Below are 19990 nucleotides of genomic sequence, written 5' to 3'. Positions count from 1 at the left end.
ATCTTTTCTTATCGTTTCCGACCTCACTTTTCCCTATTCCAAATCATGGTCCCAACATGAAATTTTTGGCTTTGGAGACACTAGCAACCAGGAGTGTGATCATGGAATGAAAATTTTTTTAATTACTGTTTTCATGTATATTTTTTTGACAGCCTTTTCTTATATTCTCGACCTTGTCCAGGGATACAGCCCGAGGACCGCCTACATGATAGAGCTTTCTCCCTTTAAGGTTATGGAACTGATCGAAGTGATCGTAGCCGTCACCCTTATTGCCTTCTTCTTTCTCCAATCCGTCTTTCAGATTTTCACAAAAAAAAGAAGCCCGAAGTAATCAGGCTTCTCTTTCATTTGAATTTGTCACTTTCCCTCATACTCATTATTTTTTACCGTAAACTCATCAATCTTCTCACCGTCTGACGTGATGGCTGAAATGGTCATTACGTCCTTTTCCACCTTTGCCTGCAGAGAAATCGCGATATTTTCCATGTTCACATATTCAAACTTGTCATCAGCGACGGCGTCATAATGCTTGTTTCCTGTCGTGCCTGCCACAACATACACGGTTCCATTGCTGTCTTCCTTTCCGGCTTTCAGCTTTTTCGTTCGTCCATAGGAATGGTCGTGGCCGGAAAACACCATATCGATACCGAGTTCATCGGCGACAGGAGGAATTTTTTCTTTTATGTTCTCATTGCCGCCAAAAGGGTTCGTGTAGTATGGCGGCTGATGGGTCACAAGAATTTTCCACGGTTTATCGGTACTGCTCATATCCTGCTTCAGCCACTGAAGCTGCTGATCCAGCACCCCTTTTTCGGAAGTAAAGCCAAGAACAGCGATATGCATATTGTTATAGTCCACTGAATAGGTTCCGCCCTGATCGGCTTGTGGCCCATTCTGGGGATGTCCTAATATGGATTTGGCCAGGTCTGCCTTGTTGTCTCCCATGTATTCATGATTACCCAGCACGGAAATCATATCAGTGCTCTGTATGTTTTTATACTTGCTCACTACACCCAACGTATCAACCCATTGTTTGAATTTGGAGGCTTCATCAATCAAATCACCAACATGGATGATAAACGGCATCTTTTTCTGATTAAGGTCTGCAAGAATTTTGTCAAAATGACTCAGATCTGAAGGCGACTGTGTGTCCCCAAGGACCGCAAACTCAAAATTTTTCTTCGGCCGCTGGGTTTCGAATTCCTGAAGTTCGGACCAGGCTGTACCGTTGCCAGTTCGATACACATACTGAGTGCCCGGCTTTAATCCTTTGAGTGTTACGGTATTGACGCGGATGATGCCGTTTTTCTTCAGGTCGAGCTCACCGTTAAACACGTTGTCTTTAAACATACCGGCATGCTTTCGGAAGGCTGCCTCCCCTTGTCTTTCATAGTCCGCCTTGATTGCGTACTGAACATATGGAGCCTTTTCTTTCCCAAGCGGGCTCGACATCCAGGTTAACGTTTTTACCGTTAACGGATTGGCCGAAGGAGCAGAATGAATGTTTTCAATCTCCTCTTCCTTGGCCAGCGGCAGATAGGATTGTGTCGTTAACGGAAAAGAGTACCTTCCATCCTTTACGGTATAAAGCGAGATGGCATTGACTTCATTTGTTAAGGAATCAACGGTCAATTTGCCGTTTGCGTCTGTTTTCCCAAGATGTGCCGGTTCCTTGCTGCCGCCAATGAGCGCATAAATATCGGCTCCGCTTACCGCTGCATCCTTGTTGTCTTTTACAGTTAAGGTTGTAGGCTTTCCAATTAAAATCGGCTCAGCATGTAACTGGTAGGCCGCCTTTACCGGCACCTTTGCAGGTCTGGCAGAGAACGTTGGGTTGAACGCTTCTCCCACCGGTTTCTGATAGCTGATGGTTCCCTCCAGCAGTTCATACATCATCTCGCTTCCTTCTTTCAGATCCGTTGGAACAGAGACATGAATGGCTGCCGCATTCAGAGTTCCTACACCCGTACTGTTTTTCAGGTTGATGGTCAGTATTCCGGAGTCTTCATCATAGCTTGAGGAACTGTCCGAAAATCCGTCCGCAAATTCCACATCCTCTACAGGAAAATTTTTGTCCATCTGAAGCTTTACTGCGGAGCCGGTGATCTCCTCGGCTTTCGTTACGTTCAAGTTAAGAGTATACGCTTCACCCAGGTAGGCTTGCTTTTGATCTGTGGTCAGTTCGACTTTCGGAGCGTTCGTGTCCACCGTAAAATAGCTGGTGTGGACGGCCTGATTTCCGAACTTATCCGGAACCATAAACATGACTTTGTGCGTTCCGTCCGCCCACTGGTATCCGGTTAATGAAACGGAACCATCCATGTCAAACGAATAGTGCCCTTCAGCCTTTGAATAATCCTTTCCATCCACCATGACACGGATTTTTTCCCAATCGATGCCAGTCTTAAAAGGGTCCTCCTCGTATTCATGAACCTTGGCCGTGATATTTACCCCTTTTGTGGTATAGCTTTTATCCTCCGTGCTGACAGATTCAATGACCGGCGGATAAAGGTCGTCCACTTTTTCTCCGTATACCGCGCGGATGTTGTCCACATACAGCGTTCCTTTTGTCATGGGCCCTGTAATACCCGACTTTGTGGACATCAGACGGATGGCCTGTGAGCCGGAAAGCTTAAATGGCCCTGTAAAAGAGGAAGGAATTTCTGCTTCGATGTATTTCCAGCCCGTCCAGTTGATTCCCGGACTTTCCTCAGTGAGGTTAATCGTCTGATTCTTGCCATTTCCGTCCACAAGATACATTCTCAGCCAGTACCCCTGTGCTTCAGGCGTGCCATACACCCACATGCCGATGCCATTTGGATTTCCTTCAATCTCTGTTGGTGTCCCCGGGCCGGCATACACGCCAAGCGTTGTTCCGCTTTGAGAATTTGTCAGGTCAAAATCAAACTTCAGTGCTTTGTCTCCAAAACGAACGGGTTGTGGGTATTGCGAAATGGACAGCGCCCCTTTTTCCCCGCGGTTGGCGGTAGAAACCTTCCAGAAATCCGCTCCCTGTTCAAAATCGTGCAGAATGACCGGAAGCTGTCCAACCGATACATTGATTTTTGCTTGCAAATCGGTGTGCTTGACCGTTGCGGTAATGGTTCCTTTTACGTTTTGGCTGCCCGCATGCAGAACCCCTTTCTCATCAATGGTGCCCATTCCCTCGGGAATATCGAAATCGATGTCATTTCGATTCCAGTTCAGTTTTCTTTTATGGAATTCAGCCACCAGATCCAATTTCGTTTTACTGTTTCGCCCAACGGTTAATTCAGGCGATGAGAAATATAATTTATCCGGTGCTTCAATTTCAATCGGGCTGCGGCCCACCTCTTTGCCATCATGCTTCGCAATAATCGAAAGCTGTCCGGTTTTGCCGTTTGAGGTAAATGTTCCGTTTTCATTAATATCACCAAAAGCAGGATCAGACAGTTCCCACGTCATACCGCTTGTTGGAAGCGGTGCTGAGGCCAATGACTTGTCCCTTCCTTTTGCTTCAAAATCTATCACGCTTCCCGGGGTAAAGGATGCGTCATAAGGCTTGATATGGGCGGTTTGAAAAATATGGTCGGATGGCTCAGTGGTCGCCACAAGCCAGGTATTGGCGACACTTCTTTCGTTTCTGTCAGACGGCAGATTATCCACCTCAAGCTCATCTCCGCCAAGCTCCCGGCTGGCAAACGTCGACGATCCGCCTCCGTCCAGGTTAAGAGCCTGAACAGCTCCAAGGTCAATCATGAGCTGAGCCAAATCTTTCATCGTGATCCCTGCAGAATAGGGCTCCTGACGGCCGTCAATAACAGTGAAGAATACATCTCCGTCTTCTTTGATTCCAACAGCCGTCCGGGGCTCCAGGTTCTGCCCGGTTTGCGGCGTTTGATAAACTTGTTTGTTTTTTACCAGGATGGCGTTGCCTCCGAGGGCTTCCTTCAGCTCACTCTTCATTCCTTCGTATTCGGAAGCGTTTCCAATGATCGCTTCACCATTTTTCTTAATAGCAAAAAAGTTCCAGCCGTTCATGTTCTTTTCTTTAACGGCTCGTCCGTCTTTGTAGATCACGCCATGCGGTTCACCGGTAGCCATATTGTAAAAGTCGGCATTAACGGCGGCTACCACTTTATGATTCTCTGAATCGGCAGCCTTGGCCTGTGCCCTGACCGGCTGCAAGCCATAGGCATCCTTGTCATTTGGTGTTCCGGCTTCCACCGATACACCGGGATGCTGAAGGTCAACATCGACAACAAAGCTTTCAATCTTCTTTCCTTCTTGATTTTCATAGCTGTAGTGTTTTTCTTGTACACCAGGGGCTAACTCTGCGGTGTATTCGTTGATGGGTGTTTGAATCAGGGGTGAGGTCAGGTGAAACTCTCCAAGAGCAGTAACAGTACCAGGGGTGACGGCAGAGGTGACGAGTGCCAGGGCCAATGTGGATGTGGCCATTTTCCTTTTCCAACAAATCTTCATAAAGATTGCTTCCTCCTGTGAACGTATTTAGGCATACAGGAATACAGTAATGGAAAAATATTAAACCAATGTTAAAAATATGTAATAGTGTTATATAAGTTATACTAAATAACTATATTACGAGAAACAATAGGTCGAAAGTTGCTCCGTTGTAATTTTTTCCATCCTGTATGCCGTTATCGTTCAAGGAGAATCAGGTGAGCTGTATATTTTTAAGCGCTTCTTTTCGGCTTAACGGCTGCAGCTCCGTACGCTCTACAAACCGCACGACAAAGTCCGGATTGGTTTTTGCGTATTCCCGCAGTGCCCAGCCGATCGCTTTCCGGATAAAAAACTCCTTATTCTCTTTTTCCTGCTGGATCACATAAGCAAGAATATCGGTATCTGTCTCTTGCTTATAGCCAAGCTGGTAAAGAATGGCCGTCCGCTTCAGCCACATGTTGGGGGAATGAATCCATTTTTCCACTAATTCTTTTTCTCTGTGCTGATAGGTCTGGATGTAATACCCCATGTGATGCTTTGCAATATGATCGACCGAGTCCCACCATGACTTGTTCGTTATGGTTTGCTCCAGCGCACTCAGGTCTTCCTCCCGGATATGCTGCTTCATCTTGTCCACGAGAAACATGCCGACATACTGCATTTCCCTTTCTTTATAGTTCCAGCTTGCTTTCGTGATTCCAGGTACGCTCATGTCAGGCAAGCCGTACATTTTCACATGGTTTTTCATAACATCTTTTAGAATGGGAGACTTCAAGCCGGCAAAGGGAAATTTATTTTTCATGTACGCCGCCATTTTTACCGCTTCCGCCGGATTTTGGCGGCTGCGGATTTCTTCGTGCAGCGTTTCCAGGTACGTCATGGTCATGGGTCATCCTCCTATTGTTTTCGTGTTCTCAGATGTTCTCGTATGTGGTTAATTTCCGTTCCAGGTCGCTCGCTTTCCGCAGGGCGGGCGGTGAGCCTGTTACCGGCGTAAACGCCTCCTTAGTCTCACCTGTCCCGCATCTCCTGCTGGAGTCTCGCACCTTGCTCTCCAATCAACTTGTCATTGAAGCAATTCTTTAAGTGTGCTCATATAACAGCAAATCTTTTCTTCCTAAATTATAACAAATATAAAAATGCCAGGCACCTTCTGTTGGTGTTCCTGGCATAATGCCTAATTCTATACGGTTTTTCTTTTTCTTCTGGAGAGCCATTGGGTGAAATAGTAGGCAGCGATTATGAACACGGCCATGATACCGGTATAGGTGGCAATGACGGACAATGGGCTCACCTTCCCGCCAAATTCATGACCGCGCTCGCCAAAGCCTTCCCTTCCTCTATGGTCCTCCCCGCCAAATGCTGGCCGGTCATGATGGAATGAACCCTGATCGAGAGGTCCTTGTCCCTCACTGTTCTCATTTGTGCCGTTGCTCCGTTCATTTTGAAACGGCCGGTTAAAAGGTTTACCGCCGTCTCCATCATCATCCCTCTCCATTCCTTTCCCTGCAGCAAACGCATTTCCTCCGATCAAGCTGAAGGGGCTCGCTGCGCGTGCCATAAATCCTGTTTCATAAATCTGAAATAGCCCAAACACCAAGACCACCGCCATTGCTCCTTTGGAAACCCAGTTCATCCAGGATTTCGGTTCCTTTATGGACAGCACTTGGTTCCAGACGTTGATCACCCATTTCCAGTGCATTCCCACATGGATGCCAACGATGATCAAAGTCAGGAATGACAAGGAGATGTGAAGCATTTTGAACCAGCCCTCATTTCCTATGTTCACGTTTGGAAAAAGCACCCTTGATACAAAAATTCCGCTAATCATAATCGTTGCCATGCAAAGAAGCAGCAGTAGATTCAAGCCATAACTGAAACGCGTTTTACCCGGAAGTTTTTTATCAAATAGTTTACTCGTGACGTTTCTAATCCACTTCCAATTCAGTGCTATATGCGTTAAAAAGGCAACCCCAATGGCTGTACCTGCCACTTCGTGAAACGTCATCCCGCCAAACACCCTTTTGTTAAACAAAAGCACAAACGTAACCGCCATGATGACATCCACCGCAAACTTTACAAAATTAATCTTCTTCATCTCTACACCCCTGTACATAGTTTCTGATTTTAATGTAATGGGGTTTCCTTAAGAAAAGCTTAATTTGATTTTTACACTGTGGTTGATTTCCGTTCCAAGATGCTCGCTTATTCTGTGATATGATTATAAAAGAAGACCCGGAAAGGGGCGGTTTAAATGGCAATGATGGAAAGAGTTAGTTCTTTTGAATCCATTAATGAAATTGATAAAGAGCTTGAAAAGTCTAACAAGGAAACAAATGAGCTACTTACAAAAGTACTAGACTTCATGAACCTACAATCAATTGGTGATTTTAGTATCAATAAAGTGACTGAGGACAATAAAGTGAAAAAGGAACGCGCCTAACATAAAGGGCGTGTTTTTTTATTTTATCTGTGTAATAACGAACTGTTTTTGCTGTTCTTCAAATTACGCTCAAATTATAAATGTGTGTAATATTTCCTCTTCCTTTTGGCGAAGGAATTTTTTTGCATATTTCTATAATTACTTTAAGAATTAAATAGAAAAGGCTTTCAAAAGAGAAAAGTTGAAATTTACTAAATTCTTTTTGCAATTTCCCCTTGATTTCTTCTGTGAGCGTGTTATCATCGTATATTGTATTCGACAGTTCGGTCGACAAAAAACGACATGGTATAAATATTCACAATATTCTTATTCGGAGGGTTATTTGTGTTTAACAACAAGACTCAGTCTTCACATACATTGGTTATCGGCCTGATGTTATTTGCTCTTTTCTTTGGGGCTGGTAATCTTATTTTTCCGGCGATGCTCGGACAAAGCGCCGGAACCAACGTCTGGATCGCCAATGCAGGCTTTTTGATCACTGGTGTTGGCGTTCCATTGCTTGGGGTATTTGCTTTCGGTATTTCGGGAAGCAATGATTTGCGCGATATGGGAAACCGGGTTCATCCCTGGTTTAGCGCGATTTATACATTTGTACTATACCTTGCGATCGGTCCTCTTTTTGCACTGCCCCGCGCAGGCAGCGTTTCATTTGAAATCGGTGTAAAACCGTTTCTTCCGCAGAACACCGGGCATATGCCGTTGCTGATTTTTACGGTTGTATTTTTTACTATCACCTGTTTGCTTTCACTCAATCCTACAAAGATAGTTGATATTGTAGGGAAAATTTTGACGCCGCTGAAATTGACCTTTATCGGTATTCTGGTCATTGCTGCATTTGTTCACCCGATCGGGCCAATCAAGGCTCCGACCAAAGAGTTTGCGACCAATTCTTTTTTTAAAGGATTTCAGGAAGGTTATCTGACGATGGACACACTTGCTGCTTTTGTTTTTGGCATCATCATCATTAATGCCATTAAAGAAAAAAGGGGCAGCGACAAGAAGGTGATCGCTGTTACCTGTGCGAAAGCCGCACTCATTGCAGCTTCCGTTCTTGCGATTGTCTATACTTCTCTTTCCTACATGGGAGCTTCAAGTGTTTCAAAGCTTGGCCAAATGAGCAATGGCGGTGAAGTTCTTTCCGCAGTAGCCAACTACTATTTCGGATCGCTTGGAAATGTGTTTTTGGGCTTAATGATCACAGTAGCCTGCCTGACCACAAGTGTGGGTCTTGTAACAGCTTGTTCATCTTATTTCCAAAGTGTATTTCCAAAGCTTTCATACAAAGCACTTGCCGTTGCACTTTCTGTTTTCAGTGCATTGACGGCTAACCTTGGATTAAATGAGCTGATTGCCATTTCTGTTCCTGTATTGACTGCCATTTATCCGCTGGCGATCATGCTTATCGTTTTAAGCTTTGCACACAGCCTGTTTGAAGGACGAAGACAGGTTTACCAAATCAGCTTGCTGTTTACGTTTATTGTTTCATTATTTGATGGTTTAAATGCAGCCAAGCTTTCCATCCCGGCTGTAAATTCCTTTTTCTCACACGTGCTGCCGCTATATGATGCAGGACTTGGCTGGGTTGTCCCGGCAATTGTCGGGGCTCTCGTTGGGTATTTCCTGAGCTTGATTCCCGGAGTTCAATCGCAGGTGGCTGCCGGCCATGATCGTGACAGGAAGGTTTCATAATTCTTGATGCTGTGTTATATATCTTTTGCATAAAAGCAAGCTCTTCCGAATCCGGAGGAGCTTTTTATGTAGGACTTTAATTAGTTTGAATTTTTAAAAATATCTGTTTAACAGTTCGATTAATAGGGAAGGTAGTTAAAATATAAAATTTTTAAATAAAAACCATGAATCGATACTCTCAAAAATGATTTTTTTACATATAAGCTTGGAAAAAAGAATTACCTAATCAAAAAGAACCATTTAAATATATCTATACTTTTCGTCAAAATTCTTAAATAACCGACAAAAGTCGGGTTGTTTTCCAATATTTGCCATAGTATGATGAAAGCGGTTAGAAATAACCACTAGAAAGAAAAAAACAACGAGAAGGAAGGCGAAAAGATGAAAAGGTTGGCATTTGTTGGGATAGTCGCATTGGGAGTATCTTCTGCTACTGGAATTCAGGCAGAAGCAGCTGGGTCAGGAGATAAGAACTGTTCGGATTTTTCCAGTCATCAGGCAGTAATGGAATTTTGGGATAACAATGGGTATAATGCGAAGAACGACCCGCATGATTTAGACCGGGACAGTGATGGACTTCCTTGTGAAGTAAGCAAGAGCGAATATGATTCTTTTTTAGCCAACAAAAAGGATAACAGCAACGACAACTCCAGCAATGACAGTGCTAGCGATAACAGTGGTAATAGTGATAACAGCACCAACGATAACAGTAATAACAGTAATACAAGCAGCAGCAACTCAAATACTGGAGACTCCACTTCTTCATCGGACGGTGGAGAAATGCCTGAAACAGCTTCGAATCAGCCGATTGCAGCTGCAGGTGGAGCTCTATTAGCCGGAATGGGTGCATTGCTGGCTTTCGCCCGTAAGAAAGCTCGATAATTATGACAACGAAAGAGCGGGACTGAGCCCGCTCTTTTTCTTATTATGGATATAAGGAGTACGCATGATGAGGAAAATAGGTATTGCTTTGATCATTATCGGACTCACGTTTTCCGGTTATCAATTGTATAGTTGGTTTTCAGCACGCCAATCAGCAGAAGCACTGACACAGAAGGAAATGAAAAAGTACGAAAGTGTTGATAAACCGGTTGATGATCAAAGCTCAAAAAAAGAAACGGCCATGAAGCCGATAGAAAAAAAGAAGATAGAACCTCCTTCATTTAAAGAGGGTGAAAAAATGGCAGAGCTCATCATTCCGAAAATGGAGAAGAAATTTTCCGTGTATTGGGGAACCGATGAGAAAGCACTAAAGAAAGGAGTGGGAATGTATTCGAACCGAAAGTATACCGTTACGCCCGGAGAGAAAGGGCATGTGGTGCTAAGCGGCCATAGGGATACCGTGTTTGTTGGTCTGGACAGCATACAGCCGGGAGATAAGCTCGCTGTAAAAATGAAGAATAAGGTGTACTGGTATGTGGTTGAAAAACATTGGATTACAGACAAAGGTGACCGGAGCGTTATCGTGCCGACGGAGAATGAAAGGTTAACACTTACAACCTGTTATCCATTTGATTACTTTGGGCGGGCGCCTGAACGGTACATCATACAAGCAAAGAGGATATAAGCTGCAGGCAGAGTGCCCTGCAGCCACTAGTACATAAAAAAGCTGAATGAGAAGCTCTCATTCAGCTTTTGCTATTCCCGGTCAACTGCACCATTCAGGTAATCTGAGGTGGTAAACGCTCCAACCGGCGGAATCTGGCTTTGACCTTGTGGTGTTCCGCCGCCCTGGCCCAATGGGGTGTTGGTTGAGGCGACCCATGTTCCATACTCTCCCGCCATCATGGAGGTTTGCTTCATTTGCAGCCGTCCGTTAATCAGAAAATGCCGTGTATTGATGGAAGCATCATCATAAATGGAAAGATTGCCCGAAAAAGTGGCGTACGGCGAATTAAACATCAGATGCCTCGTGTTCTCCGTCCAGTAGCCCTGAATCGGAATCGGTACCCCCCTGAAGTTGAGACTTCCTTCAATTTTGTGATCCATGATTGAATGAATTTCAACCGTTCCCCAGACAAGCGGTCTGCCGCCGACATCTGCACTGATCCCCCAGCGGGATGGAACGGGTAACGTAATATTCATTGCTGTCCGCTCCCCTTTTACAATAAATTTATTCTGCATATCAGTATATGAATGATGGGGAAAACGGGTCCTCTAATTATCCAGGTAACCTTAGATATTAACCGCGGCTCTGATGATAACCATCGACGTGGCTTTGCGACAGAAAAAAATTACTTCTGCTGATTCTTTTCTTTATTGGCTTGTCTTACGCCTACCTTAATTGCTGACATGATAAAGAACCACAGGATCGCTCCAATTACCAAAACAAATAATACAGTTACAATTATTCCTTGTACGTTTACGATAAGAAACACTCCCTTGTATTCATTTCCATATTTTTACCATTTTTATATGTAACTCAAGATCTTTTTATGAGTTTGGTTCTTACTTTTGCGTCTTTATTGAGTTCCCTTTTAACCAGTACACTCTAATTTTTTATTCACCAAAGATCTTATTAATTTTCTTCCTTTTTCTTAATGTATACTAAAACAAACCGTAAACGCACTCGACTATTTTACCAAAAATATCCATTAATATGAAAATACTTTACAAATGAGACAGTAAAAAAATCCAAGGAGGTACTACATCATGGATCTTTTTTCTCCTTATTTCCGCAGCATCCGATTGAAACGGGACAAGGTGCCCGGATTCGGCTCTTTTCCTTTCAATTTGGCGGCGATCAAGGCCATGGACGAGCTGGTGCTCCATCCCGATGTTACGTTTATAGTTGGTGAAAACGGCATGGGAAAATCCACCCTGCTTGAAGCCATCGCTCTTTCGATGGGCTTTAACGCGGAGGGCGGTTCCTTGAATTTTAATTTTTCGACCTACGACTCGCATTCCAATCTTGATGAGTATCTGACGGTTGTCAGAGGGACCGAACGGCCGAAAGACGGTTTCTTTTTACGCGCGGAGAGTTTCTATAATGTGGCGACAAACATTGAAGACTTGGGGGTGATTGATTCATACGGCGGAAAATCTCTGCATGAACAATCACACGGTGAGTCCTTTTTCTCCACTTTCCAGAACCGGTTCAGGGGAAAAGGGATTTATATTCTCGACGAGCCGGAAGCTGCCCTTTCTCCTCTCAGGCAGCTTTCGATAGTTTCCAGGATTCACGAGCTCGTTTATGACCATTCACAATTTATCATTGCCACCCACTCGCCCATTATGATGGCGTACCCTTCCGCCAAAATCGTGGAACTGACTGAGGACGGGATGCAAGAGGTGAATCTGGAGGAAACCCAGCATTATCAGGTGATGAAGCAATTTTTTGATGACCGTGACCGGATGATGCATCATTTGCTTAAGCCCTGAATCTTATTTGCCTGCAATCCTGTCCCCGACGGCCGTATCGAGCAGCTGGCTGCATTGATTTAAATAGGACTGTTCGTCTGTAAGTCTTTGCATCAGCTCAGTATGGGTCTTTTTTCGTTCGGAAAGCATTCGGCTCACTTCCTCAGGATTGGTGCCTCCCTGAATCCTTCGCCGCCGGACAAATTCCAGCGGATCGGTGATTGCCGTCCACTCTTGGGTTGTTAACGCCACATCAAAGAACGGTTTGATCCACCCGTTTACCGTGTCTGCCGAAACTTCATTGAGTTCTTTCCCGGCTGCAGCGCAGTTTTTAGAAACGACACTCGCTATTTTATGTGCTGTACGGAAAGGCACTTTCTTATCCCGCGCCAGCACATCTGAAAGCTCGGTGATTGTAATGAAGGACTGGCTTGCCCGCTCCTTCATTTTCTCCTCATTCACTTCCATCGTCGTGATCACAGCTTTCATGAGCTTGAGAACACGGGAGGCTTTTTCATAGCTTCGGTATAAGTGAGGCTGCAGGTCATCCTCTGTATCCACGATATCGCCAAACGGTGTATTGTGGATCATGTGCATAGCCGACATCGCTTCAGCAGCGGCCGAGCTGGCCAAAGACCGGGAGTGCTCGATCGATACCGGATTACGTTTTTGCGGCATGATGCTTGATATTTGCACGTAAGGATCGGCTACTGTGATGACGCCGAACTCCCTTGTTGCCTGCTGCAGCAAATCCTGAATCCATCGTCCGGTATCGGTCATGAGGATCATAACAGCAGACGCTGTTTCCAATAAATAGTCTCCTCCCGCAATTGCATCATAGGAGTTCTCAACAAGACTCCTAAATCCAAGAAGTTCACGGACCCGGTTCCTGCTGATGGGAAAGCTGGTCGTCGAGAGCGCAGCCGCGCCCATGGGAGAAGCGTTAACCGTTTGATAAGCGGACCAAAGCCGGGTGATGTCCCGGTTCAGTATGTCGTAGATGGCCAGCAAGTAATGGCCAAGCGTGGTCGGCTGGGCCGGCTGGGTATGTGTATAGGCGGTCATCACGGTTCTGGTATGCTCACCGGACTGTTCGAGCAGCGCCTCGCCAAGACCGAGCGCATGGTCAATCAACGTTAAAATATGGCGCCTCAGCACAAGCCGGTACATTGCGACGCCCATATCATTCCGACTTCTCGCGATATGGACTTTCCCGGCAAGGTCCGGACCGATTTCATCCGCAAGCCTGCTTTCCATCATAAAAAACAAATCTTCAAAAAGAGGATCATACATCAGCTGGCTGTAATCAATCTGCCTGACTTTTTCCACGCCGGCAAGAATCTCCGCCGCTTCCTCCTGCTTAATGATGCTTTGCTCGGCAAGCATCACCACATGCGCCCGATGGATGGCAAACATCTCCGTAAACAGGTAGTCACGCTGGTCGTTGAACACATGCTTCAGCAGGTGTTCTTCATACGTTTTTCCCGGAAATGTATTCCCTTCTTCCTTTATAAAAGCTTCCTTAAACTTCATGTTCAGTGTCCTCCTTCTGCATTAGAGGGACCGCTCGGCTTTGATGCCGAAAAACTTGTTCGAGATGAACAGCACCAGGCCGATCAGGCTGATTTGGATCATTCCGTAGGCGGCCGCCTGCCCCATGTTGAACATGCGGAGCTGGTTCATAATTTCAATCGAGATGGGCCGGTTGCTCAGCGTATACAGCAAAACCGAGGTAGGGAATTCACCGACCGCTTCCACAAAGGCGAGCAATGTGCCGGCCATTACCCCGGGCATCACGAGCGGCAGCACAACTCTCCGGAACAGGTAAAACCATTTCGCCCCAAGGTTGCGGGCCGCTTCTTCAAGCGAGTCATCCAGTTGTTCGAGCGTAGCGTTAGTGGAGCGTACAACGAGCGGAATATGCCGGATAAAGTAGGCCAGCGGCAAAATCCAAAACGTCCCCACCAGGATGTGGCCGAAGGTGAATATGGAAGATTCATTGAACGCCAGCACAAGGTTCATCCCCACCACCGTGGCAGGCAATGCCCACGGCAGCATCACCATAATATCCACCATATTCTTGCCGACGAACTTTCGTTTCACGAGCACATAGGATGTCAGCACACCAAACACCAGATTGCCGAGCGTGGCCAGAAACGCCAGGATCAAGCTGTTCCGCACCGGGTCCCATATTTTCGGTTCCGTAAATAAAAATAAATAGTTTTCTCCATTAAAAATGGAAGGATAGGTTTGATACGTCCAGGTACCGTCCGGGACGAGCGACAGAATCAAAATGGTCATGTGCGGAAGAAGGAGAATGATGACTCCCACAATGCCGACCGCAACCATCAATCCCTTTAAAAGAGGATTTTTGATCTCACTGCGGTGAGCACCGATTCCTTTCGTGGCCATCCTGTAATCGCGCCGGTTCTGATACCATCTCATGAACAGCAGAAAGGAGATGGAGACGATTGATAAAATAACAGATTGCGTGGCAGCCATGGACAGGTTGCCATTTACTTTTGAAAAATAGATTTGCAGACTGAGCACCCGGAAGCCTCCCGCCAGCAGGAAAGGAGCGCTGAAGGAAGCCATGGAGGTCATAAACACCAGCAGCGAAGCTCCCACAATCGCTGGCGTCAAAAGGGGAAGCGTCACCTTTCTGAACACGGTCAAGCGGCTGGCGCCCAGGTTATACGCCGCTTCCTCCAGAGACGGGTCAATGCTCCGGATGGTGCTGGATACGGTCATATAAAAGTAAACATACATCGTATATGCATGAACAATTAAAATGCCGGACACACCGCCAATTTTAAACGGCACATTTTTCAATCCAAACAGGTCTTTAATCGCATTGGGAATCAGCCCAGACTCTCCGTACAAAAACATGAACGCCATGACCCCGACAAGTGACGGAAGGACAATCGGAAGGATCGCAGCGCTCGAGAAGAAGCTCCTGCCAGGAAATTCGTACTTGTTAAAAATAAAGGCAAGCGGCACACCGATGAGGGCGGAAAAGAAAACACTCAAAAGGGAGATATAGACCGAATTCCACAGCGCCTGCAGGTTGGACCGGCTTTCAGAGCCGAAGAAGTCTTTGTAATTTGCGCTGCTCAAGCCTTCTTTGCTTTGAAAGCTTTCAATCAGGGTGCGCAGCGATGGATAGAGAACGTAGGCCACCAGAACAAGAACAACAGGAATCAGCAGGAGAAGGGTGAAACGCTGGTCCCGGTTTTTCATGAAATCCTCCGTCCTTCCTTTGGCTCCAGCACACGCGGCACTACGCGCACGCGGGATTCCGGAAGTCTTACCCACACGCGGTCCCCAGGCTCAGGCTCAGGCTGTGCCATCGTATTGAGCAGCATCGCCTGAATCACTTTTTCACCGAGTGAGATAAAGAGATTAAGAGCAGCCCCGGTAAACTGAGCCAGCTCGATGGTTCCCTCATACACATTTTGCAGATTAACAGGTGCTTCCTCATATACCTCTACAGCTTCTGGACGGATGGAAACGGACAATGCCTCTTCCTTAGAAAAAGCGACAGGCTGCTCTGCCACAAGCTTCCTGCTGCTGTCACCGTCCCAGCAAAACTGCAGGGTGTTCCCTTCCACTCCCTCCAGCTGAACCGGAATCAGGTTTGTTTCCCCGATAAAAGAGGCCACAAAATCATTGGCCGGTTCGTTGTAAATCTCTTTTGGCGTGCCGATTTGCTGGCATTCCCCCGCGTTAAACACAGCGATCCGGTCGCTCATCGAGAGCGCTTCGATCTGGTCATGCGTAACGTAGATGGTAGTGATACCGTATTCCCGCTGCAGCCGCAAAATTTCAGTTCTCATCTCGTCTCTCAGCCTGGCATCGAGATTGCTCAGCGGCTCATCGAGCAGCAGAATCTCTGGCTGAATAACGAGAGAGCGGGCGAGGGCCACCCGCTGCTGCTGGCCCCCGCTCAGCTGGCTCACCTGCCGCTTGATAAAAGCATCCAGCCGGACTTTGGCCAGCGCTTCCTCCACTCTCTTTTTGACCTCGGCTGATGCCAGCTTCCTGACCTTCAGGCCGAATGCCACATTTTCAAAAACGGTCATGTGCGGAAACAGGGCATAGTTTTGAAAAACCATGCCGGTGTTGCGCTTTTCCGGCGCAACTTTCGTCATCTCCCGGTCCCCAAAGAAAATTGAACCCGTTGTGGGGTAATAAAACCCGGCAATCATCCGGAGGGTCGTCGTTTTTCCGCAGCCGCTCGGACCCAAAAAGGTAAAGAATTCTCCTTTTTGAATGTCCAGGCTGAGTTCTTTTACCGCCTGAACGGCTTTAAATGACTTTGTGATGTTTTTCAGCGATACGGATGACATGTACAGCTCCCCCTCTCCTCGACAAACTACTCTTTTTGTTCTTTCTCTTTGCTTTTAATATTGTTATCCCAATATTCCATCCAGCCGTTGGACTTGCTTTCAAAGACCTTCCAGTCGATGTCCATCGGCTTGATTTTCGTTTCTTCAATCCATTTTGGCAGGTTATCAATGTCTGTACGGGTCGGAATGCGGTAATGCTTTTCGGCCAGAATTTTGTTGGCTTCCTTGGAGTTTACAAACTCATAGAATGCCTTCGCCGCTTTTGGATGCTTGGCATTTTTCACAAGAGCGATGCCCTCGGTCAACACAGGCGTGCCGCTCTCGGGAATGACAAAGTCAAACGGATAATTCTTTTCCTCCTTCAGCATGACTACGTCCGGCATATCCCATACGGAAACCGTACCTTCCCCTTTGGCCACTTTGCTGTACATGATTTCAGGGTTGGCAGAGTATTCCTTCGTGTTGGCATCAAGCTTTTGCAGCCATTCATAGCCCTTCTTAGGATCCTTTGAATCTTTGTAATCACGGTAGATCATGGATGAGAAGATGGTATTCATCGTTCCTGACGCCAGGGGATAGCGGATGATAATTTTATCCTTCCATTTGGGATCCAGGAGGTCATCCCAGTCCTTTGGCGCTTCGTCTTTTGACAGCTTCTTGCTATTGTACATGATGACCTCGGGCGTCTGGCTCGTTCCGCTCCATGCCCAGTCTTTGTCATGAAACTGGTCTTCAAGTGACTTGGCGTACGTTGGCTTATACGGCTCAAGCAGCCCCTCGCCCTTCGCCTGGTTAAACATGACAGAAGGAGCGCCCCACCACACATCGGCCTGCGGGTTTTTCTTTTCCGAGCGGACCCGGTCAAGCACTTCCTGGGACCCGATGTCGAGCCATTCCACATCAACATTCGGGTTCTTCTTTTCAAACTTTTTTTCAAATTCCTGCAGAATATCCTTGCCGTGCGGCGAATAGATGACAACCTTCTCCTCCATATTGCTTTTGGCTTTATCCCCGCTCGCTTTGTCGCTCTGGCTGCCTGCCATACATCCGCTTAAAAGCAGCGATAAACCGAGAACAGCACCTGCCGTACAGGATAATGCTTTTTTTCCGGCCATAACGTTCACTCCTCCAAAATGAATTAGGGAAAACAGGAGAGGCTCATCTCTCCTGTTTCTGTTGCTTACTGCTCTCTTGAATAATCAATTAAATTCGTGAAGATCCGGTATCCGCCCGGCACATTGCTTTGAATCTGGCGGTACCATACGAGATTGGTATACAGGTAGCTTCCTTTTCCATAGTCCGCCATCAGAATGCCTCCGGTAAACGGCTGCTCGCCTGGATCAGCCATGCTGACGAACGTTTCAAAATGGCTGTCCCAGTCACTTGGGTAATAGAGGCCCCGCTCCTGTATCCAGTGATCCCAGTCATTGTCCGTAATCTTGTTTGGCGTATTGAACAAAGGGTGTTCCGGCTTTGTCATCGTTACCTTTGCATTCTCGTCTGTCACCCTCCAGCGGATGGATGGGCTTCCGATCACAAGCTTGTACGGCGCTGATTGATTGGCATCCCACTTGTCTTCGGGCTTATGGTACTGAACCACCAGATGACCGCCGTTCTGCACAAAATCCAGCAGCTTGCTGTTGTTTTGAAGCAAATCTTCCCTGGAGAGATATGCCCGGATTCCGATCACAATCGTGTCGAATTGGGAAAGGTCCGCAGATGCCAGCTCGCCTTTTTCAAGGGAGACGACGTTCATTCCGACCGCGCGCAGCTTATCGGACACGCTGTCAAATCCGCTTTCCACATAGCCGATTTTTTTATCACTATCAAAATGCAGCGGAAATGCGGTTGCTTTCGTTCCGGCATCGTACAAGTAATAGAAGGTGCCGATGTGAGGATACGAAATATACTGAACCGATGTGCTCAGCTGCTTTCCATTCACCCTGGCCTCCGGCTTCAGGCTGTAATCGCCCTCTTTTACCGATTGAGGAAGATCTACGGTAAACTGAACGCTTTTCACTTCACCCTTCTTCTGGAAGTTAATCTCCTGATCATTGTTGGTCACATTCCAGCCTTCTGGCGCATTCAGATGAATCACTGCACTTTCTTTTCCGGCGGTATGGTTTTTCGCTTCCACCTTCACCTGAACGGAATCTTTTAGATCCGCTGTGTTGACCACCAGGCTCTCGGGGTCATTGGTGACCGATACATCAGGCAGGACCGCTGCTGTCTGTTCGGGTTCATACGTTTTTTGTGCTTTTGTTCCATGAACCTTATAGGCAATACTCGCCGTGATGACTGAAGGATCATACGGCTGGTAATAGGAAGCATTCTTCGCAACCTTGACGCCATACGTGAATTTTTGCGATTGTCCCTGCTTCAGCTTCGTTTTTGGAACATGACCCACCTGCTTCCAGCCTTTTGGCAGGTGAAGTGCAGGCTTTACATGTTTGAGCGTGTGTTTTCCGTTATTTTTTACAGTGATGGTGACTCTTCCTGTTCCGCCCTGAACGAGCTCAGGCTGGTTAAGATCCACACGCACATCCACATTGGAAGCCTCTGCTGCCAGATTCATGAGCTGTTTTTCTTTAATACCGAGACGGAAAAGAAGATCACTCTTAGTGTCTGTTGGCAGCGAGCTGCTTGTCACAAGCTTCTCCAGCTTATTGGTATGCTTGATGGCTGGATAAACATCGTCTGCAATCGCGTCCCGATTCGGATATTCCTCGATCATTCCATCAAACTCTTCCTGCAGCTTCGTCAGTTTCTTTTTCACTTTTTTATCGCTGACCTTGTCCGCATACGCTTTAAAGTCGTAAGGAATCTGGTCAAATAGGGTTTGTTCTTTTCCCGGCGTTCCCACTCTGGATTTTTCAAGCTTCAGATTGATGGTCCTTGGCGCAGCAGGAATGTCCTGGCCCATCCCCTGGCTTTTGTGAAGAAAACGGGATTCCTCACCAATTTGCGGATAGGTTTTGCCGTATACGTCATCCATCATGCCAATCTCAAAGGAAGTGGTCGCATTTTTCTGATCAGATGGCAAATAAAGCTTCTTGATGGCCCATGGCTTGAGACCTTCCTTCAGCTGCTCCGGAAACACCTTGGGATTGGCAGCATCCTGGTAGGCCTTGATCGTCAGGTAATTCATCGTTCTGTGATGGCCATGCTCCGTTTCCACATCGAGAAACGATGGCATCACAATATCCGGGCGGTATGTACGAATCATGCGGATGACCCGTTCATAGGCGGTTTGTTCTCCCCATTTCGACAGTGTCTCTTCCTTCGATTTGGAGAACCCGAAATCGTAAATTTCATCGCTTGGTTTGCGGCTGAGGTGGTACACCGTCACCCCTGTTACTTTTGAGGCTTCAATCAGTTCCCTGGATCGGATAATGCCGAGCGCATTTCCGAGCTCGCTGCCGATTTCATTTTGCCCCCCTTCCCCCCGGTTCGCGATCAGGCTCGCCGTCCTTACCCCTTTCCCGCGGGACAGGTAGGCAAGCAGATCGCTCCGCTCATCATCAGGATGGGCGCCGGTATTGAGGAAGCTGATGATCGTTTCAAGAGGCTTTAACGCACTCCAGAGGTCTTTCGGCTTTTCATCTGCTGTTTGTTCCTGTGCACTGGCAGGAACCATCAGGGTGGAGGTCAACAGGACAGACATCATAACAGCCATGAAACGTTTCATGAATCCATCTCCTTT

Annotated in this window: 15 protein-coding genes; 6 read left to right on the top strand and 9 right to left on the bottom strand. The window is 46.7% G+C overall.

Annotated features, from left to right (window positions below; genetic code table 11):
• Positions 1-106: 106 nt before the first annotated feature.
• Positions 107-331: a YczF family membrane protein gene (locus tag QYB97_RS10390; protein ID WP_301165927.1), complete on the top strand. Its 225-nt coding sequence runs from the start codon at positions 107-109 to the stop codon at positions 329-331.
• Positions 332-357: 26 nt separating this feature from the next.
• Here QYB97_RS10390 and QYB97_RS10385 read toward each other — a convergent pair whose 3' ends face one another.
• The 3 genes from QYB97_RS10385 to QYB97_RS10375 all read right to left on the bottom strand — a co-directional run bounded on the left by QYB97_RS10385 (position 358) and on the right by QYB97_RS10375 (position 6544).
• Entirely contained in the window at positions 358-4464 is a 4107-nt protein-coding gene (locus QYB97_RS10385; protein WP_301165926.1) for a phosphodiester glycosidase family protein, read from the bottom strand.
• A 193-nt stretch (positions 4465-4657) separates the two neighbouring features.
• Positions 4658-5332, bottom strand: a complete 675-nt coding sequence (locus QYB97_RS10380; RefSeq protein ID WP_301165925.1) for a DNA alkylation repair protein — start codon at positions 5330-5332, stop codon at positions 4658-4660.
• A 297-nt stretch (positions 5333-5629) separates the two neighbouring features.
• Positions 5630-6544 carry a DUF4405 domain-containing protein gene (locus QYB97_RS10375; RefSeq protein WP_301165924.1) on the bottom strand — a complete coding sequence of 305 codons (915 nt, stop codon included), beginning with the start codon at positions 6542-6544 and terminating at the stop codon, positions 5630-5632.
• A 156-nt stretch (positions 6545-6700) separates the two neighbouring features.
• Between QYB97_RS10375 and QYB97_RS10370 the strand changes: the two genes are divergently transcribed.
• From QYB97_RS10370 to QYB97_RS10355, 4 genes are all read left to right on the top strand, one after another.
• The gene (locus QYB97_RS10370; protein ID WP_301165923.1) at positions 6701-6889 is read left to right on the top strand and encodes a hypothetical protein; all 189 of its coding nucleotides are present in this window, start codon (positions 6701-6703) and stop codon (positions 6887-6889) included.
• 324 nt (positions 6890-7213) lie between these two features.
• On the top strand, positions 7214-8578 hold the full coding sequence (gene brnQ, locus QYB97_RS10365) for a branched-chain amino acid transport system II carrier protein (RefSeq protein ID WP_301165922.1): 1365 nt from the start codon (positions 7214-7216) through the stop codon (positions 8576-8578).
• 381 nt (positions 8579-8959) lie between these two features.
• The gene (locus QYB97_RS10360; RefSeq protein WP_301165921.1) at positions 8960-9460 is read left to right on the top strand and encodes an excalibur calcium-binding domain-containing protein; all 501 of its coding nucleotides are present in this window, start codon (positions 8960-8962) and stop codon (positions 9458-9460) included.
• Positions 9461-9524: 64 nt separating this feature from the next.
• A complete protein-coding gene (locus QYB97_RS10355) occupies positions 9525-10145 on the top strand; it encodes a class D sortase (RefSeq protein WP_301165920.1) in 621 nt (206 codons plus the stop codon).
• A 71-nt stretch (positions 10146-10216) separates the two neighbouring features.
• On the opposite strand, the gene QYB97_RS10350 is transcribed toward QYB97_RS10355, so the two are convergent.
• Entirely contained in the window at positions 10217-10663 is a 447-nt protein-coding gene (locus tag QYB97_RS10350; protein ID WP_301165919.1) for a hypothetical protein, read from the bottom strand.
• A gap of 567 nt (positions 10664-11230) precedes the next feature.
• On the opposite strand from QYB97_RS10350, the gene QYB97_RS10345 reads away from it, so the two are divergent.
• Positions 11231-11959 carry an AAA family ATPase gene (locus QYB97_RS10345; protein ID WP_301165918.1) on the top strand — a complete coding sequence of 243 codons (729 nt, stop codon included), beginning with the start codon at positions 11231-11233 and terminating at the stop codon, positions 11957-11959.
• Positions 11960-11962: 3 nt separating this feature from the next.
• On the opposite strand, the gene argH is transcribed toward QYB97_RS10345, so the two are convergent.
• The 5 genes from argH to QYB97_RS10320 form a co-directional block, all read right to left on the bottom strand.
• Positions 11963-13471 (bottom strand): argininosuccinate lyase, encoded by a 1509-nt coding sequence (argH, locus tag QYB97_RS10340; protein WP_301165917.1) that lies wholly within the window; start codon positions 13469-13471, stop codon positions 11963-11965.
• Positions 13472-13492: 21 nt separating this feature from the next.
• Entirely contained in the window at positions 13493-15178 is a 1686-nt protein-coding gene (locus QYB97_RS10335; RefSeq protein WP_301165916.1) for an ABC transporter permease, read from the bottom strand.
• On the bottom strand, positions 15175-16287 hold the full coding sequence (locus tag QYB97_RS10330; protein WP_301165915.1) for an ABC transporter ATP-binding protein: 1113 nt from the start codon (positions 16285-16287) through the stop codon (positions 15175-15177). Before QYB97_RS10330 ends, QYB97_RS10335 begins: the two co-directional genes overlap by 4 nt.
• Positions 16288-16313: 26 nt before the next feature.
• Positions 16314-17402, bottom strand: a complete 1089-nt coding sequence (locus QYB97_RS10325) for an extracellular solute-binding protein (RefSeq protein ID WP_301165914.1) — start codon at positions 17400-17402, stop codon at positions 16314-16316.
• A 65-nt stretch (positions 17403-17467) separates the two neighbouring features.
• Positions 17468-19975: an NEW3 domain-containing protein gene (locus tag QYB97_RS10320; RefSeq protein WP_301165913.1), complete on the bottom strand. Its 2508-nt coding sequence runs from the start codon at positions 19973-19975 to the stop codon at positions 17468-17470.
• Positions 19976-19990 lie beyond the last annotated feature (15 nt).

Origin of the sequence: Fictibacillus fluitans (genome assembly GCF_030418125.1) — a bacterium.
Classification (GTDB): domain Bacteria; phylum Bacillota; class Bacilli; order Bacillales; family Fictibacillaceae; genus Fictibacillus_C; species Fictibacillus_C fluitans.
The sequence above is the reverse complement of the archived record's forward strand: the minus strand, read 5'-3'. Positions and strand labels throughout refer to the sequence as shown.

Coding starts and splice junctions, on each gene's coding strand:
- QYB97_RS10390 (WP_301165927.1), top strand. CDS start 107: ATGAAAATTTTTTTAATTACTGTTTTCATGTATATTTTTTTGACAGCC.
- QYB97_RS10385 (WP_301165926.1), bottom strand. CDS start 4,464: ATGAAGATTTGTTGGAAAAGGAAAATGGCCACATCCACATTGGCCCTG.
- QYB97_RS10380 (WP_301165925.1), bottom strand. CDS start 5,332: ATGACCATGACGTACCTGGAAACGCTGCACGAAGAAATCCGCAGCCGC.
- QYB97_RS10375 (WP_301165924.1), bottom strand. CDS start 6,544: ATGAAGAAGATTAATTTTGTAAAGTTTGCGGTGGATGTCATCATGGCG.
- QYB97_RS10370 (WP_301165923.1), top strand. CDS start 6,701: ATGGCAATGATGGAAAGAGTTAGTTCTTTTGAATCCATTAATGAAATT.
- QYB97_RS10360 (WP_301165921.1), top strand. CDS start 8,960: ATGAAAAGGTTGGCATTTGTTGGGATAGTCGCATTGGGAGTATCTTCT.
- QYB97_RS10355 (WP_301165920.1), top strand. CDS start 9,525: ATGATGAGGAAAATAGGTATTGCTTTGATCATTATCGGACTCACGTTT.
- QYB97_RS10350 (WP_301165919.1), bottom strand. CDS start 10,663: ATGAATATTACGTTACCCGTTCCATCCCGCTGGGGGATCAGTGCAGAT.
- QYB97_RS10345 (WP_301165918.1), top strand. CDS start 11,231: ATGGATCTTTTTTCTCCTTATTTCCGCAGCATCCGATTGAAACGGGAC.
- argH (WP_301165917.1), bottom strand. CDS start 13,471: ATGAAGTTTAAGGAAGCTTTTATAAAGGAAGAAGGGAATACATTTCCG.
- QYB97_RS10335 (WP_301165916.1), bottom strand. CDS start 15,178: ATGAAAAACCGGGACCAGCGTTTCACCCTTCTCCTGCTGATTCCTGTT.
- QYB97_RS10330 (WP_301165915.1), bottom strand. CDS start 16,287: ATGTCATCCGTATCGCTGAAAAACATCACAAAGTCATTTAAAGCCGTT.
- QYB97_RS10325 (WP_301165914.1), bottom strand. CDS start 17,402: ATGGCCGGAAAAAAAGCATTATCCTGTACGGCAGGTGCTGTTCTCGGT.
- QYB97_RS10320 (WP_301165913.1), bottom strand. CDS start 19,975: ATGAAACGTTTCATGGCTGTTATGATGTCTGTCCTGTTGACCTCCACC.